The organism is Pseudomonas sp. SMV71 (genome assembly GCF_052042015.1).
Taxonomy (GTDB): domain Bacteria; phylum Pseudomonadota; class Gammaproteobacteria; order Pseudomonadales; family Pseudomonadaceae; genus Aquipseudomonas.
Genome location: NZ_JBKGGU010000006.1, coordinates 75,221 through 90,581, shown reverse-complemented (window position 1 = coordinate 90,581; position 15,361 = coordinate 75,221). Strand labels below are relative to the sequence as shown.

Genomic DNA, 15,361 nt, shown 5'->3' with positions numbered 1-15,361 from the left:
GCGCCCGCTCGAAGCGGGCGCCTTCTTTCAGATGTGACGGACTTCGACAATCTCATACTCGATCACGCCACCGGGCGTCTTCACCGCCACCACATCGCCCTCTTCCTTGGCAATCAAGGCGCGAGCGATGGGCGAGCCGACGGAGATCTTGCCAAGCTTGATGTCAGCCTCATCCTCACCCACGATCTGGTAGGTGACGCTTTCATCGGTCTCGACGTTGGCGATTTCAACGGTAGTGCCAAAGATGACCTTGCCGGTGTGCGGAATCGTCGTGACATCGATGATCACCGCATTCTGCATGCGGCCTTCGATGTCACGAATACGCGCCTCGACCATGCCCTGCTCTTCGCGTGCGGCATGGTACTCGGCATTTTCCTTGAGATCGCCCAGTTCACGGGCCTCACCAATGGCCTGGCTCAAGCGCGGACGCTCGACCTTGGTCAAATGAGCGAGTTCTTCTTCCAGGGCGCGAGCGCCCTGAACAGTCATGGGGTACTTGGTTATGCTCATGCCTTCAATCCTGCATGTAAATCCTGCAAGCGACGCACGGTCTTCTCAGGACCAAACTTGAGCGCTTCGCAGATCGCTTCGCCCGCGGCAATGGTCGTGGTGCAGTAGATCTTGTGCTGCAGCGCATTGCGGCGGATGGAGTAGGAATCGGCGATCGACTGGCGACCCTCGGTGGTGTTGATGATCAGCGTGACTTCGTCATTCTTGATCATGTCGACCACATGCGGACGCCCCTCGGTCACCTTGTTCACGCGACGCACTTTCAGCCCTGCCGCCTCGATCAGCTTGGCGGTACCGGCAGTGGCGACCACTTCGAAGCCCAAGTTGATCAGATCACGAGCCACGCCCGCAACCAGTGGCTTGTCGTCATCACGCACGCTGATGAACGCAGTACCACCTGTCGGCAGGACTTCACTGGCGCCCATCTGGGCCTTGGCGAACGCTTCGCCGAAGGTGTCGCCTACGCCCATCACTTCACCGGTGGACTTCATTTCCGGGCCAAGGATCGGGTCGACACCCGGGAACTTGGCGAACGGGAACACCGCCTCTTTGACGCTGTAGAAGTTCGGGATGATTTCCTTGGTGAAGCCCAGCTCCTTCAGGGTTTTGCCTGCCATGACCCGTGCAGCGATCATTGCCAGGGAAACACCGATGCACTTGGAGACGAACGGTACCGTCCGGGAAGCGCGCGGGTTGACTTCGATGACGTAGATATCTTCGCCCTGAAGCGCCAGCTGCACGTTCATCAGGCCGACAACGCCCAGCTCCAATGCCATTTTCTTGACCTGCTCGCGCATCTCGTCCTGGATGTGCGCAGGCAACGAGTAAGGCGGCAGCGAACAGGCGGAGTCACCGGAGTGAACCCCGGCCTGCTCGATGTGCTGCATGATCGCGCCAATCACCACGTCGGTGCCGTCGCTGACCGCATCCACGTCCATTTCGATGGCGCAGTTGAGGAAGTGGTCGAGCAGCACCGGGCTGTCGTTGGACACCTGAACCGCTTCGCGCAGGTAGCGCTTGAGTTCTTCTTCCTTGTAGACGATTTCCATCGCCCGGCCACCCAGCACATAGGACGGACGCACCACCAACGGGTAACCGATCTTGGCCGCAGCCTTGACCGCTTCGTCTTCGCTGCGCACGGTGGCGTTAGGCGGCTGACGTAGGTTCAGGCGCTCGACCATCTGCTGGAAACGCTCGCGGTCTTCAGCGCGGTCGATCGCGTCCGGGCTGGTGCCGATGATCGGCACGCCGGCCGCTTCCAGGGCACGCGCCAGTTTCAGAGGCGTTTGGCCGCCGTACTGGACGATCACGCCCTTGGGCTTCTCGACGCGGACGATTTCCAGCACGTCTTCAAGGGTCACCGGTTCGAAGTACAGGCGGTCGGAAGTGTCGTAGTCGGTGGACACGGTCTCCGGGTTGCAGTTGACCATGATGGTCTCGTAACCGTCGTCGCGCAGGGCCAGCGCGGCGTGTACGCAGCAGTAGTCGAACTCGATGCCCTGGCCGATCCGGTTAGGACCGCCACCCAGGATCATGATCTTGTCGCGGGTCGATGGCGCGGCTTCGCACTCTTCTTCGTACGTGGAGTACAGGTAGGCGGTGTCGGTCGCGAATTCAGCCGCGCAGGTGTCGACGCGCTTGTAGACCGGGAATACTTCCAGCTTGTGGCGATGGGCCCGCAGGCTCTTCTCGGTTACACCCAGCAGCTTGGCCAGGCGCTGGTCGGAGAAACCCTTGCGCTTGAGGCGGAACATGGTGTCGCGGTCAATGCTGGACATGCCCAGGGTCTTGACCTTCTCCTCTTCCTTGATCAGGTCTTCGATCTGCACCAGGAACCAAGGGTCGATCATGTTCATGCCGAAGATCTGCTCGACGGTCATGCCGGCGCGGAAGGCATCGGCCACGTACCAGATACGCTCGGCACCCGGCACGGTCAGCTCGCGCTTGAGCTCGCTCATGCTTTCCGGATTGCTCAGGTCCAGCTTCGGATCGAGACCGCAAACACCCACTTCCAGGCCGCGCAGGGCTTTCTGCAGGGATTCCTGGAAAGTCCGGCCGATGGCCATGACTTCACCGACCGACTTCATCTGCGTGGTCAGGCGGGCGTCAGCCTTGGCGAACTTCTCGAAGGCGAAACGTGGCAGCTTGGTAACGACATAGTCGATGGATGGCTCGAAGGACGCCGGGGTCTTGCCACCGGTGATGTCGTTCGACAGCTCATCCAGCGTGTAGCCCACGGCCAGCTTGGCGGCGACCTTGGCAATCGGGAACCCGGTGGCCTTGGAGGCCAGGGCCGACGAACGGGAAACCCGAGGGTTCATCTCGATGACCACCATGCGCCCGGTGTTCGGGCAGATGCCGAACTGGACATTGGAGCCGCCGGTTTCCACGCCGATCTCGCGCAGTACCGCCAGGGAGGCGTTACGCAGGATCTGGTATTCCTTGTCGGTCAGAGTCTGGGCCGGTGCGACGGTGATCGAGTCGCCGGTGTGCACGCCCATCGGGTCAAAGTTTTCGATGGAGCAGACGATGATGCAGTTGTCCTTTTTGTCACGGACAACTTCCATTTCGTATTCTTTCCAGCCGATCAGCGATTCGTCGATCAGCAGTTCCTTGGTCGGCGAAAGGTCCAGGCCACGCGCACAGATTTCTTCGAATTCTTCGCGGTTATAAGCGATACCGCCACCGGTGCCGCCCATGGTGAAGGACGGACGGATGATGCACGGGAAGCCCAGTTTGTCGAGGACCGCATTGGCCTCTTCCATGCTGTGGGCGATGCCCGAGCGCGGGCACTCCAGGCCAATGGCTTTCATGGCCTTGTCGAAACGGGAACGGTCTTCGGCCTTGTCGATGGTGTCGGCGTTGGCACCGATCATCTCTACGCCGAACTTCTCCAGGACGCCTTCGCGCTCCAGGTCCAGGGCGCAGTTCAGGGCAGTCTGCCCACCCATGGTTGGCAACAGTGCGTCCGGGCGCTCTTTCTCGATGATCTTGGCAACGGTCTGCCACTTGATCGGCTCGATGTAGGTAGCGTCGGCCATGGCCGGGTCGGTCATGATGGTGGCCGGGTTGGAGTTCACCAGGATGACGCGATAGCCCTCTTCGCGCAGGGCTTTGCAAGCCTGGGCGCCGGAGTAGTCGAATTCGCAGGCCTGGCCGATCACGATCGGGCCAGCGCCGAGAATCAGGATGCTTTTTATGTCTGTACGTTTTGGCATGGGTTTGTCACTCAAATCCGCAGGTCAGTCGGCTAGGCCGTCGAACAATCTTTGCAGCGCCTGAGGGGGCCGCCGTATGCGGGGCCGCCCTCGGGCTTACGCGGTCAGCGTCGCTTGGCCATCTCATTGATGAAGCGATCGAACAGCGGAGCCACGTCGTTCGGGCCCGGGCTCGCCTCAGGGTGACCCTGGAAGCTGAACGCGCTCTTGTCGGTGCGCTCGATGCCTTGCAGCGTACCGTCGAACAGCGATTTGTGGATCGCGCGAACGTTGGCCGGCAGGGTCGCTTCGTCTACCGCAAAACCGTGGTTCTGGCTGGTGATCATGACGACGCCGGTGTCCAGGTCCTGCACCGGGTGGTTGGCACCGTGGTGGCCGTGGCCCATTTTCAGGGTCTTGGCACCCGACGCCAGGGCCAGCAACTGGTGGCCGAGGCAGATGCCGAACACCGGGATCTCGGTTTCCAGCACATCTTTGATTGCCTGGATCGCGTAGTCGCATGGCTCCGGATCACCCGGGCCGTTGGACAGGAACACGCCATCGGGTTTGAGGGCCAGCACTTCTGCGGCTGGGGTTTGCGCCGGCACTACCGTCACACGGCAGCCACGCTCTACCAGCATGCGCAGGATGTTCAGTTTGACGCCGTAGTCGTAGGCCACCACGTGATAGGGCAGCTCGGAAGTCTCGATAGTCGCGTGACTGTCGGTCTTCAGATCCCAGACCGAAGAGCGCCACTCGTACTGCTTCTGGGTGCTGACCACTTTGGCCAGATCCATACCCTTGAGGCCTGGGAAACCCTTGGCAGCGGCGATAGCCGCCTCTTCGGAAATGTTATCGCCAGCCATGATGCAGCCGTTTTGCGCACCTTTCTCCCGCAGGATGCGGGTCAGGCGGCGGGTGTCGATACCGGCGATCGCCACGACGTTGTTGGCTTTCAGGTAATCGGACAGTGACATGGTGTTACGCCAGTTGCTCGCCACCAGCGGCAGATCACGGATGACCAGGCCGGCGGACCATACGCGGTCGGACTCGGCATCTTCCGGCGTGGTGCCGGTGTTGCCGATGTGCGGGTAGGTCAGGGTAACGATTTGCTGGGCGTAGGAAGGATCGGTAAGAATTTCCTGATAGCCGGTCATTGCGGTGTTAAACACCACCTCACCAACGGTCTGACCGTCGGCTCCAATGGCTTCGCCGCGAAAAATGCTGCCATCAGCAAGGGCGAGTATGGCTGGCTTAGTCAAGAAGACCTCCCGTAAATAAAGCCTGAAAGGGCGATCGCAGGTTGTAAAAAAGCGGAGTGACGTATGGACACGTCACCCCGCTTGTTCACTGAATTATTCTGCGCGCTTTTAGTGGACACACTAAAGCTGTAGCTTACAGAAAAAGGCTTTTTTGGTCCACCGCTAATGAGCCTTAAAGGCAGGGGAATGCGACAGACCGTCGCGAAGCGGTGAAAAACGGGGCGCAGTATAACCTGTACCCCGCTTTGCGATGCATCAACGCAGGTCGAGAACGTCCTGCATGTCGTACAGGCCAGGCTCACGCCCATCCAGCCACAGCGCTGCACGTACGGCGCCCTTGGCGAAGGTCATCCGGCTCGAGGCCTTGTGGGTGATCTCCAGGCGCTCGCCCTCGGTGGCGAACAGGACGGTGTGATCACCTACCACATCACCACCGCGCACAGTCGCGAAACCAATGGTGTCTCGATCTCGTGCGCCGGTGTGGCCCTGGCGTCCATATACGGCGACTTCCTGCAGATCGCGACCGAGCGCATCGGCTATCACCTCTCCCATGCGCAACGCCGTTCCCGAAGGCGCGTCGATCTTGTGCCGGTGATGCGCTTCGATGATTTCGATATCCGCGTCATCACCCAGGACCCGCGCCGTCAGATCCAGCAGCTTCAGCGACAGGTTCACACCCACGCTGAAGTTCGCCGCGAACACGATCGGAATGTCCTTGCCGGCGTCGGCCAGCAATTGCTTCTGCGCCGCATCCAGTCCGGTGGTGCCGATGACCATGGCCTTGCCGTGCTTGCGGCAGATGGCGAGGTTTTTCAGCATCACTTCCGGCAGGGTGAAATCGATCAGGACATCGAATTCATCGAGCACCTTTTCCAAGCCACCGGTCATCGGCACGCCGATACGTCCCAACGACGCCAGCTCCCCGGCATCAGCACCCACCAGCGTGCTGTCAGACCGAACGATGGCAGCCGTCAAGCCGGAGAGCGGAGAGCGCTGCTGCACCGCCTCGACCAACGCCTTACCCATGCGCCCCGCAGCGCCCATCACAGCTATACGTCGCATGCGACCTCCTTACAGATCGCCGAAGAAGCGCTTCACGCCTTCGAACCAACCGGTGGTTTTAGGGGAATGACTGTTGTCACCCTCCAGCGAACTGCGGAACTCTTCCAGCAACTCACGCTGGCGCCGACTCAGGTTGACCGGTGTTTCTACTGCAACGCGGCACATCAGGTCACCGGCGCCGCCACCACGCACTGGCGCAACGCCTTTGCCGCGAATGCGGAACTGCTTGCCAGTCTGCGTACCCTCGGGAATCTTCAGCTTGACGCGACCATCGAGGGTCGGGATCTCAAGCTCGCCACCCAAGGCTGCATCGACAAAGCTGATCGGCACTTCGCAGAACAGATGCTTGCCGTCGCGTTGGAAAATCGCGTGCTCGCGCACATTGATAACCACGTACAGGTCGCCGGTCGGACCACCCTGGGCACCCGCCTCGCCCTCACCCGACAAGCGAATACGGTCACCGGTGTCGACACCAGCCGGCACCTTGACCGACAGCGTCTTGTACTCTTCGACACGCCCTTCGCCGTGGCAGGAGTCGCACGGATCGGAGATGATTTTGCCCTGGCCATGGCATCGTGGGCAGGTCTGCTGCACCGAGAAGAAGCCTTGCTGCATGCGAACCTGGCCGATACCGCCGCAGGTTGGGCAGGTGACGGGCGACGAGCCTTTCTTGGCGCCCGAGCCATCGCAAGGCTTGCAATTGACCAGCGTCGGAACGCGGATATTGACGGTGGTACCGCGTACCGCCTCTTCCAGGTTCAGCTCCAGCGTGTAGCGCAAGTCGCTGCCACGCTGGGCACCGCCACGGGAGCCACCGCGACCGCCGCCGAAGAAATCGCTGAATACGTCGCCGAAAATATCGGAGAAATTCTGACCGCCAAAACCGGCGCCACCGCCGCCCATGCTCGGGTCGACTCCGGCATGACCATACTGGTCGTAGGCTGCGCGCTTGCTGGAATCGGACAGTACTTCGTAAGCCTCGTTGGCTTCCTTGAACAGCTCTTCCGACGCTTTATCGCCGGGATTACGGTCCGGGTGGTGCTTCATGGCCAGACGACGATAAGCCTTCTTCAGCTCCGCCTCGCTGGCACCCCGCTCAACACCCAATACTTCGTAGAAATCACGTTTTGCCATTAGTCTTTGCACTCTTATAGGACGTCCGGCAAACCTCTCCTGAACCTTGCCAAACTCGTTGAGCCCCCATACAGGCCCGGACCCAACTCACGTCGATTCAACGATCCTGGTCTTCAATCGTTCAGCCAGGGCCCCGGCCAAAACGCAGTGCCTGTCGATCGAAAAGCAGGAGCATCCCCGATCACACCGCCAGCATCCGAACGCCGTCGCATGCTGTAAAAATTCGCTGGCTCCAGACACGCCAACGCGGGAGCAAGCTCCCGCGCGGCGACATCCTACCAGCCACCGCACAAATGCAGTCAACCGGCCGACCAACAAGCGATTACTTGTGGTCTTTCACTTCTTCGAACTCGGCATCGACGACGTCGTCGGCTTTTTCGGCCGACTCGCCTTGCTGTGCGGCGCCTTCAGCCGGCTGGGCCTGCTCGGCGTACATCTTCTGAGCCACTGGCGCGGAGACCTTGGACAGCTCTTCGATCTTCGCTTCGATGGCAGCCTTGTCGTCGCCCTTGACGGCAGCTTCCAGGGCAACCACGGCTGCTTCGATGGCAGTCTTCTCTTCCGCGGTCACTTTCTCGCCAGCATCAGCGATCATCTTGCGGGTCGAGTGCACCAGGGCATCACCCTGGTTGCGGGCGCTGGCCAGCTCTTCGAACTTGCGGTCTTCCTCGGCGTTGACTTCAGCGTCGCGAACCATCTGCTGAATTTCTTCCTCGGACAGACCGGAGTTGGCCTTGATCACGATCGACTGAGTCTTGCCGGTAGCCTTGTCTTTCGCGCCGACGTGCAGGATACCGTTGGCGTCGATGTCGAAGGTCACTTCGATTTGTGGCACGCCACGTGGAGCCGGTGGAATCTCAGCCAGGTCGAACTTACCCAGGGACTTATTCTGGGCAGCCTGCTTGCGCTCACCTTGCAGTACGTGAATGGTCACGGCGCTCTGGTTGTCGTCGGCAGTCGAGAACACCTGGGATTTCTTGGTAGGAATCGTGGTGTTTTTCTCGATCAGCGCGGTCATCACGCCACCCATGGTTTCGATACCCAGGGTCAGCGGGCTGACGTCGAGCAGCAGAACGTCCTTCACGTCACCGGCCAGAACGGCGCCCTGGATGGCAGCCCCCATGGCAACGGCTTCGTCAGGGTTCACGTCCTTGCGCGCTTCTTTACCGAAGAAATCGGTTACCAGCTTCTGGACCAGCGGCATACGGGTCTGACCGCCGACCAGGATCACGTCGTTGATCGAACCCACGTCGATACCGGCGTCTTTCATGGCGATGCGGCAAGGTTCGATGGTGCGCTGAACCAGGTCTTCCACCAGCGCTTCGAGCTTGGCGCGGGAGATTTTCACGTTCAAGTGCTTAGGACCGGTGGCGTCTGCGGTGATGTACGGCAGGTTCACGTCGGTCGACTGGCTCGAGGACAGCTCGATCTTGGCTTTTTCAGCGGCTTCTTTCAGACGCTGCATGGCCAGCGGGTCACCCTTGAGGTTCATGCCACTTTCTTTCTTGAACTCATCTACAAGGTAGTCGATCAGGCGGATGTCGAAGTCTTCACCACCGAGGAAAGTGTCACCGTTGGTTGCCAGAACTTCGAACTGGTGCTCGCCGTCGACTTCAGCGATCTCGATCACCGAAACGTCGAAGGTACCGCCACCCAGGTCATAAACGATCACGGTGTGATCGCCCTTGGCCTTGTCCATGCCGTAGGCCAGAGCCGCTGCGGTTGGTTCGTTGATGATGCGCTTTACGTCCAGGCCCGCGATGCGGCCGGCGTCTTTGGTGGCCTGGCGCTGGCTGTCGTTGAAGTAGGCAGGCACGGTAATGACCGCTTCAGTCACTGCCTCGCCGAGATAATCTTCGGCGGTTTTCTTCATTTTCTTCAGGATTTCAGCCGAGATCTGTGGCGGCGCCATTTTCTGGCCGTTCACTTCAACCCAGGCGTCGCCGTTGTCAGCCTTGGCGATTTTATAAGGCACCATCTTGATGTCTTTCTGAACGACTTCTTCGTCAAACTTGCGACCGATCAGACGCTTCACCGCGTACAGGGTGTTATGCGGATTGGTCACTGCCTGACGCTTGGCCGACTGGCCAACCAGAATCTCGCCATCGTTGGCGTACGCAATGATCGACGGCGTGGTACGCGCGCCTTCAGCGTTTTCAATGACTTTGGCCTTGCCGTTTTCCAGCACGGAGACGCACGAGTTGGTGGTCCCCAGGTCGATACCGATAATCTTGCCCATGTTAACTCTCCCGGAACTTGGATTTTGTTGCCGCAGCAGTGGTGGCTATCTGCGGTAGCACTTAAACGCTTGACTTATAAATGGGGCCGTTACGACCGATTTCAAGCCTGCTCATCAATAGAAGGCGAAACCGGTGCCGGCGACTTGCTGACCACAACCATGGCCGGGCGCAGCAGGCGGCCGTTGAGCAGATAGCCCTTCTGGAAAACTTTCAGGACGCTGTTGGGCTCGACGTCGGCGCTTTCCTGCATCGCCATGGCCTGATGATGCTCGGCATTGAACGGTTCGCCATGAGGATCGATGGCTTCGAGCTGGTAGCGCTTGAGCGTGTCCTGGAACATCTTCAGGGTCAGCTCGATACCTTCACGCATCGGGCGGATGTTTTCGTCATCCGGGTTGGACAGTTCCAGGCCGCGTTCCAGGCTGTCGATAATCGGCAGCAGGTCACCGGCGAAACGCTCCAGGGCGAATTTGTGAGCCTTTTCTACATCCTGCTCGGCGCGACGGCGGACATTCTGCAGGTCGGCTGCTACACGCAACGCCTGATCCTGCGCACCGGCCAGTTGCTCCTCGAGCACTTGTACACGTACCGCCAGGTCCTCGCCCGAATCCTGGGGAGCCTGATTGGCGTCTAGATTTTGCGTGTCCTGCGTCTGTTCGTCAGCCATAGAGATTTCTCCTTTCAACTTCGTCCGCGAGCTCGACTCGCGCTTCTGCCCCGGTATATGGGGCCGGGTTTTTCAGCTTCAAGGGCCGCCCGACGAATTAACCTTACAAAAAACAGCTGCATAACCATTCCGTGCAGCACTAAGAAAACCATCGAACCAAGCAAATCGAGCTAAGCGAAGGCATTGTCAGGCCGAAACAAAACACTGTATAAATAACCAGACCTGAAGCCTGGGAGCGGCCTTATGCTGGTGCACCTGTCCGTACACAATTACGCCATCGTCGAACATCTCGACCTCGAACTCGATCGAGGCATGAGCGTGATCACCGGTGAAACCGGCGCCGGCAAGTCGATCATGCTCGACGCCCTCGGCCTGACGCTGGGCGATCGTGCCGACAACGGCGTGGTACGTCCCGGCGCAGACAAGGCCGACATCCTGGCGACATTCGACCTGGTCGACATCCCCGAAGCCCGCACCTGGCTGGCCGAGCGCGACCTGGACACCGACGGTCCGTGCATCCTGCGCCGGGTCATCACCGCCGAAGGCCGCTCCCGTGGCTACATCAACGGCACGCCTTGCCCATTGGGCGATCTCAAGGCCCTCGGCGAGCTGCTGATCGATATCCACAGCCAGCACGAACACCAATCCCTGCTCAAGACCGACACCCATCGTCGCTTGTTGGATGAATACGCTGGCGCCACCGACCTGGCTCGCCAGGTCCAGCTGGCGGCCCAGCGTTGGCGCCAGACGCGACAGGAGCTGGAGCGGCTTTCCAACTCGGGCGACGAACAACGCGCCCGTCACCAGTTGCTCAGCTACCAGCTCGAGGAACTGGAGAACCTGGCCCTCGGGGAAAACGAGCTGGAGGAACTGGAGCAGGAACACAAGAACCTGACCAATGCCGAAGCCCTGCTGGGCATCTGCCGTCAGGTCGTCGATCAATGCAGCGAAAGCGATTCGGGGAACGTGCTCAACGCCCTGACCGCGAGCCTGAACCGACTGTCCAGCGTGAACAACTCGGTAGGTGCCCTGAGCGAAGCGACCAACCTACTGACCAGCGCGCAGATCCAGGTCGAGGAAGCTGTCGGGGAATTGAACCGGTTCCTCGATCATTTCGATGCCGACCCGGCTCGACTCCAGTATCTGGAAGAGCGCCTCGACACCATCTATACCCTGGCCCGCAAACATCGCGTCCAGCCAACCGAAGTGGCCGAACTCCAACAACGGCTGCTGGAAGAGCTGGAAACCCTGAATGCCAATGACGAGTCCATTGAGCGTCTCGGTGATGAGCTGGCGGCCTATGCCCGTCATTATCAGGAAAAGGCCAAGGAACTCAGCGAACTGCGCAAGCAGGCCGCCACAGGGCTGGCCAGTGCCGTGGAACAGGAAATCCAGCGATTGGGCATGCCGGGGGGACGCTTCACCATCGAACTTCACCCCAACACCGGTGACGAACTTCAGCCCAACGGGTTGGAACAAGTGGAGCTGCTGGTCAGCGCCAACCCCGGCCAGCCGCTCAAGGCCCTGGCCAAAGTTGCTTCGGGCGGTGAGTTGTCGCGGATCAGCCTGGCCATCCAGGTCATCACGGCGCAGACGTCTCGCGTGCCGACCCTGGTATTTGACGAGGTGGATGTGGGTATCGGGGGGCCGACTGCGGAAATAGTCGGGCAATTACTGCGCCGACTCGGAGAGCGGGGCCAAGTGCTGACGGTCACTCACCTGCCCCAAGTCGCGGCCCAGGGACACCAGCATTTATTCGTGCACAAGGTGCGTGGCGAGGATGCCACTCGCACTGCGGTGTCCAAGCTCAACAAAAACGAACGCGTGGAAGAAGTGGCACGGATGCTGGGAGGGATCGACCTCACCAAGGAATCCCTGGCCCACGCGAAAAAAATGGTGGTTGCGGCAAAAAGCTGACAACCGCCATAAAGAAAGAAGGCGACCCTGGGGTCGCCTTCTTTCGTTTCGGGAGCCTGAGCTCACGCAACATGCTTATTTGAGCTTGCGTACGTGTAAGACGAGATGGTGATCGATCAGCTCGAAACCATGCTCTTCAGCAATTGCCTTTTGCAACTTTTCGATTTCCGGACTGACAAACTCGATGACCTCACGGGTCTCCACGTTCACCATGTGATCGTGATGCTCCCCGTCAGCCAATTCAAAGACAGCATGACCGCCATCGAAATTGTGACGAGCCACAAGACCCGCTGCCTCGAACTGGGTCAGGACACGGTAGACCGTGGCCAGACCAACGTCCTCGCCAGCCTCCATAAGCGCCTTATAGACGTCTTCGGCACTCATGTGGCGTTGCTCGGCGGAATCGAGCATTTGTAGAATCTTGACCCGTGGCAGGGTCACTTTGAGGCCGGCTTTGCGTAGTTCGCTATTTTCAACCATGGTCAGCTTTCTCGCGATGCTGCTTCGCAGCTTCTCTTAATGCGGGTATGATCGGCGTTTACGTTGTCCCAGCCAAGATAGTGGAAGTCGCCCACCGATGCAAAACACCAAGCTCTTGCTAACCAGTTTCACCTTCGTGGGACTGCTCGCACTCGCCGGTTGTTCATTCCCCGGGGTTTACAAAATCGACATCCAGCAGGGCAATGTCGTCACGCAGGACATGATAGACCAGTTACGCCCGGGAATGACCCGCCGGCAAGTACGGTTTATCATGGGCAACCCTCTGCTGGCCGACACGTTCCACGCCGATCGCTGGGATTATCTCTACAGCTTGCAGCCCGGTGGCGGTGAGCGCCAACAGGAACGCATCAGCGTTATCTTCAACGCCAATGACCAACTTGTCAGCCTGTCGGGCGATTTCATGCCCGGCGTGAGCCGCGACGAGGCCATCATGGGCAAGGACAGTGGCACGACAGTCACTGCGCCGGCGGAGAACGCCGACAAGTCGAAACCGGAAAAGCCGGCCAAGCCAGGTTCATTGCTGGATCAGATCCAGAAGGACGTGGACAACGTCGAGACCGTACCCGTCCCGACGCCAGAACCCCTGGATACGTCGCCCCAGTAATCGGCGATATAAAAAACCCGGCATGCCGGGTTTTTTATTGCCTGCGTTCCTGGCCCGCTATTGTCCCGATTGACGCGCCAAGGCAGCCTTGGCTGCGCGCAACCGACGGACTTCTTTCGGATCCACCAACAATGGCCGATAGATTTCCAACCGGTCGGCCGCCTGTACCAACTGGTGCTCCGGATCGGCCACGACCTTGCCAAAAATTCCGACAGTGCAAGTCGCCAGATCCAACTCCGGGAATGCATCGGCAATCCCTGACGCCAGCAGCGCCGCACGGACACTCGTGCCTTGCGGCACGGCACAAGTACGCAACTCCTGACGCTCGACAGAGGCGTACACCACTTCTATTTCGATCAACGCTTGAGCTCTGCGTTTTGCTTGGCACGCTGGCAGAAAGCGTCGACCAGGGTGTTGGCGGCTTGATTGAACAACGGCCCCAACGTCGCCTTCACCAGAGGACCGGCGTAATCGAACGACAGGTCCAGGCTGATCTTGCAGGCCTTTTCACCCAGCGGCTTGAATACCCAGACGCCGTGCAGCTGATTGAAAGGACCCTCTTCCAGGTTCATTTCAATGGACTGTCCCGGCACCAGGGTATTGCGCGTGACAAAGCGCTGGCTCAAGCCGCCCTTGGCTATGTTGAGACTGGCACGCATATGGGTCTCGGAACTCTCAAGCACCTCGGCCGATGAGCACCAAGGCAAGAATTGCGGGTAACTCGCCACATCGTTGACCAGGTCGTACAACGCCTGCGCCGGATAGGGCAGCAAGGCCGAGCGTTGAATATGTGTCGTCATGTAAGCGTCACTTCCACAGCTGGGCGGCAAACACTACGAGAATGCCGATGGGCGCCACGTAGCGCATCAAGAACAGGCTCAAGGCGAACAATACAGGGCTGCGCAGCGACAGCTCGTCACGCACAGCTTCACGCCCCATCACCCACCCTGCAAACACCACGAAACACAAACCGCCCAACGGCAGCATGATCCGCGATGTGAAGAAATCAATCACGCCGAAGAAATCCAGCCCTCCGGTAGCCCCCCACTGATAGAGACTGAACATCCCGTCTTCGTTCACGAAAAACTTGGCCTGCTTCCATATATTGAAGGAAAACACCGTCCCCAGGCCCACGAACCAGCAGGTAAAGGCCAACCAGAAGGTCACCCAGGCGCGACCGATACGCGTGCGCTCAACCAGATAGGCCACCATGGGTTCGAGCAGGGAAATGGCCGAGCTCCAGGCGGCGATGGCCACCAGGACGAAAAACACCACGCCCATCAACTGTCCGAACGCCATGCTGCCAAAGGCGAACGGCAAGCTGACAAACATCAACCCTGGGCCTTCGCTGGGGTTCAAGCCGGCGGCAAACACAATCGGAAACAAAGCCACCCCGGCCATCAGCGACACGAAGGTATCCAACAGCGCGACGCCGACGACCGTGCGGGTCAGGGAGGCGTTCTTGGGCATGTAGGCACCGTAGATCATGATCGAGCCAACGCCCACGCTCAGGGAGAAGAACGCATGCCCCATGGCCGGCAGCAGGCCATCCAGCACTTTCTCCGGCTTGAAGTCGAACATGAAGTGCAGGCCTTCCATGAAGTGCCCGGTGGTCATGCTGTAGCCCAGCAGCACCAGGATCATGACGAACAGCAGCGGCATCATGATTCGCAGGCTGCGCTCCAGCCCCGCAACGACACCCTTGGCAATCACCACGGCCGAAAGCACCATGAAAATCGTATGCCACAGGGTCAGCCGCCACGGATCGTCGATCACCTTGCCGAAGTAGGCGCCAACCTGATCAGGCGCGACGCCCTGGAAATCCCCTCGCCCCATGTCGATGATGTAATCCAGCGACCAGCCGCCGACCACACTATAGAAAGACAGGATCAGCAAAGCGGTGATCATCCCGGCGAAGGCGCCCCAGGACCACTTGGTCGAGTGCCCTGCTTCTACCGCCAGCACCTTCAAGGCATTGGCCGGGCTTTGCCGGGCGCGACGTCCGATCAGCGTTTCGGCGAGCATGACCGGTGCCCCGATCAGCGCGATGCACGCCAGGAACATCAAGACGAAGGCGCCGCCACCGTAGACGCCCACCATGTATGGAAACTTCCAGATGCTACCCAGCCCCACGGCAGAACCGGTTGCCGCGAGTATGAAGACCCAGCGGCTAGCCCAACTGCCGTGGACAGAAACCTTGTCTGTCGACATCGTGATCACGCCCAAGCGTTCAAAAAAGAGGCCGCATTGTCCGGGATTCAATCAAG

The 15,361-nt window shown here is 59.7% G+C and carries 13 protein-coding genes; 2 read left to right on the top strand and 11 right to left on the bottom strand.

Annotation, left to right across the window (positions count from 1 at the left end; translation table 11 throughout):
* Positions 1-27: 27 nt before the first annotated feature.
* The 7 genes from greA to grpE form a co-directional block, all read right to left on the bottom strand.
* The gene (greA, locus tag ACLEJQ_RS07585; RefSeq protein WP_440793948.1) at positions 28-504 is read right to left on the bottom strand and encodes a transcription elongation factor GreA; all 477 of its coding nucleotides are present in this window, start codon (positions 502-504) and stop codon (positions 28-30) included.
* A 2-nt stretch (positions 505-506) separates the two neighbouring features.
* Positions 507-3,728 (bottom strand): carbamoyl-phosphate synthase large subunit, encoded by a 3,222-nt coding sequence (gene carB, locus ACLEJQ_RS07580; RefSeq protein ID WP_440793659.1) that lies wholly within the window; start codon positions 3,726-3,728, stop codon positions 507-509.
* 104 nt (positions 3,729-3,832) lie between these two features.
* Positions 3,833-4,969 (bottom strand): glutamine-hydrolyzing carbamoyl-phosphate synthase small subunit, encoded by a 1,137-nt coding sequence (carA, locus tag ACLEJQ_RS07575; protein ID WP_440793657.1) that lies wholly within the window; start codon positions 4,967-4,969, stop codon positions 3,833-3,835.
* Between the two features lie 255 nt (positions 4,970-5,224).
* A complete protein-coding gene (gene dapB, locus ACLEJQ_RS07570) occupies positions 5,225-6,031 on the bottom strand; it encodes a 4-hydroxy-tetrahydrodipicolinate reductase (protein WP_440793655.1) in 807 nt (268 codons plus the stop codon).
* Positions 6,032-6,040: 9 nt separating this feature from the next.
* Positions 6,041-7,165: a molecular chaperone DnaJ gene (gene dnaJ, locus ACLEJQ_RS07565; protein WP_245145158.1), complete on the bottom strand. Its 1,125-nt coding sequence runs from the start codon at positions 7,163-7,165 to the stop codon at positions 6,041-6,043.
* Positions 7,166-7,487: 322 nt separating this feature from the next.
* The gene (dnaK, locus tag ACLEJQ_RS07560; RefSeq protein ID WP_041025003.1) at positions 7,488-9,404 is read right to left on the bottom strand and encodes a molecular chaperone DnaK; all 1,917 of its coding nucleotides are present in this window, start codon (positions 9,402-9,404) and stop codon (positions 7,488-7,490) included.
* A gap of 101 nt (positions 9,405-9,505) precedes the next feature.
* Entirely contained in the window at positions 9,506-10,072 is a 567-nt protein-coding gene (grpE, locus tag ACLEJQ_RS07555; protein ID WP_440793653.1) for a nucleotide exchange factor GrpE, read from the bottom strand.
* Between the two features lie 243 nt (positions 10,073-10,315).
* On the opposite strand from grpE, the gene recN reads away from it, so the two are divergent.
* Positions 10,316-11,989 (top strand): DNA repair protein RecN, encoded by a 1,674-nt coding sequence (gene recN / locus ACLEJQ_RS07550; protein WP_440793651.1) that lies wholly within the window; start codon positions 10,316-10,318, stop codon positions 11,987-11,989.
* Positions 11,990-12,064: 75 nt separating this feature from the next.
* Here recN and fur read toward each other — a convergent pair whose 3' ends face one another.
* On the bottom strand, positions 12,065-12,469 hold the full coding sequence (gene fur, locus ACLEJQ_RS07545) for a ferric iron uptake transcriptional regulator (RefSeq protein ID WP_440793649.1): 405 nt from the start codon (positions 12,467-12,469) through the stop codon (positions 12,065-12,067).
* Between the two features lie 97 nt (positions 12,470-12,566).
* Here fur and ACLEJQ_RS07540 point away from each other — a divergent pair, with 97 nt between their 5' ends.
* Complete coding sequence (locus tag ACLEJQ_RS07540) at positions 12,567-13,094, top strand: outer membrane protein assembly factor BamE (RefSeq protein ID WP_440793647.1); 528 nt, start codon at positions 12,567-12,569, stop codon at positions 13,092-13,094.
* A gap of 57 nt (positions 13,095-13,151) precedes the next feature.
* Here the strand turns inward: ACLEJQ_RS07540 and ACLEJQ_RS07535 are convergent, their stop codons facing one another.
* From ACLEJQ_RS07535 to ACLEJQ_RS07525, 3 genes are read right to left on the bottom strand one after another with little or no spacing between them, the layout of a single operon-like run.
* Positions 13,152-13,454 (bottom strand): RnfH family protein, encoded by a 303-nt coding sequence (locus ACLEJQ_RS07535; RefSeq protein ID WP_440793645.1) that lies wholly within the window; start codon positions 13,452-13,454, stop codon positions 13,152-13,154.
* Positions 13,451-13,894, bottom strand: a complete 444-nt coding sequence (locus ACLEJQ_RS07530; protein WP_440793643.1) for a type II toxin-antitoxin system RatA family toxin — start codon at positions 13,892-13,894, stop codon at positions 13,451-13,453. Before ACLEJQ_RS07530 ends, ACLEJQ_RS07535 begins: the two co-directional genes overlap by 4 nt.
* Positions 13,895-13,901: 7 nt before the next feature.
* Positions 13,902-15,305, bottom strand: coding sequence for a sodium-dependent transporter (locus tag ACLEJQ_RS07525; RefSeq protein ID WP_440793641.1), 1,404 nt, complete (start codon positions 15,303-15,305; stop codon positions 13,902-13,904).
* Positions 15,306-15,361: the final 56 nt, after the last annotated feature.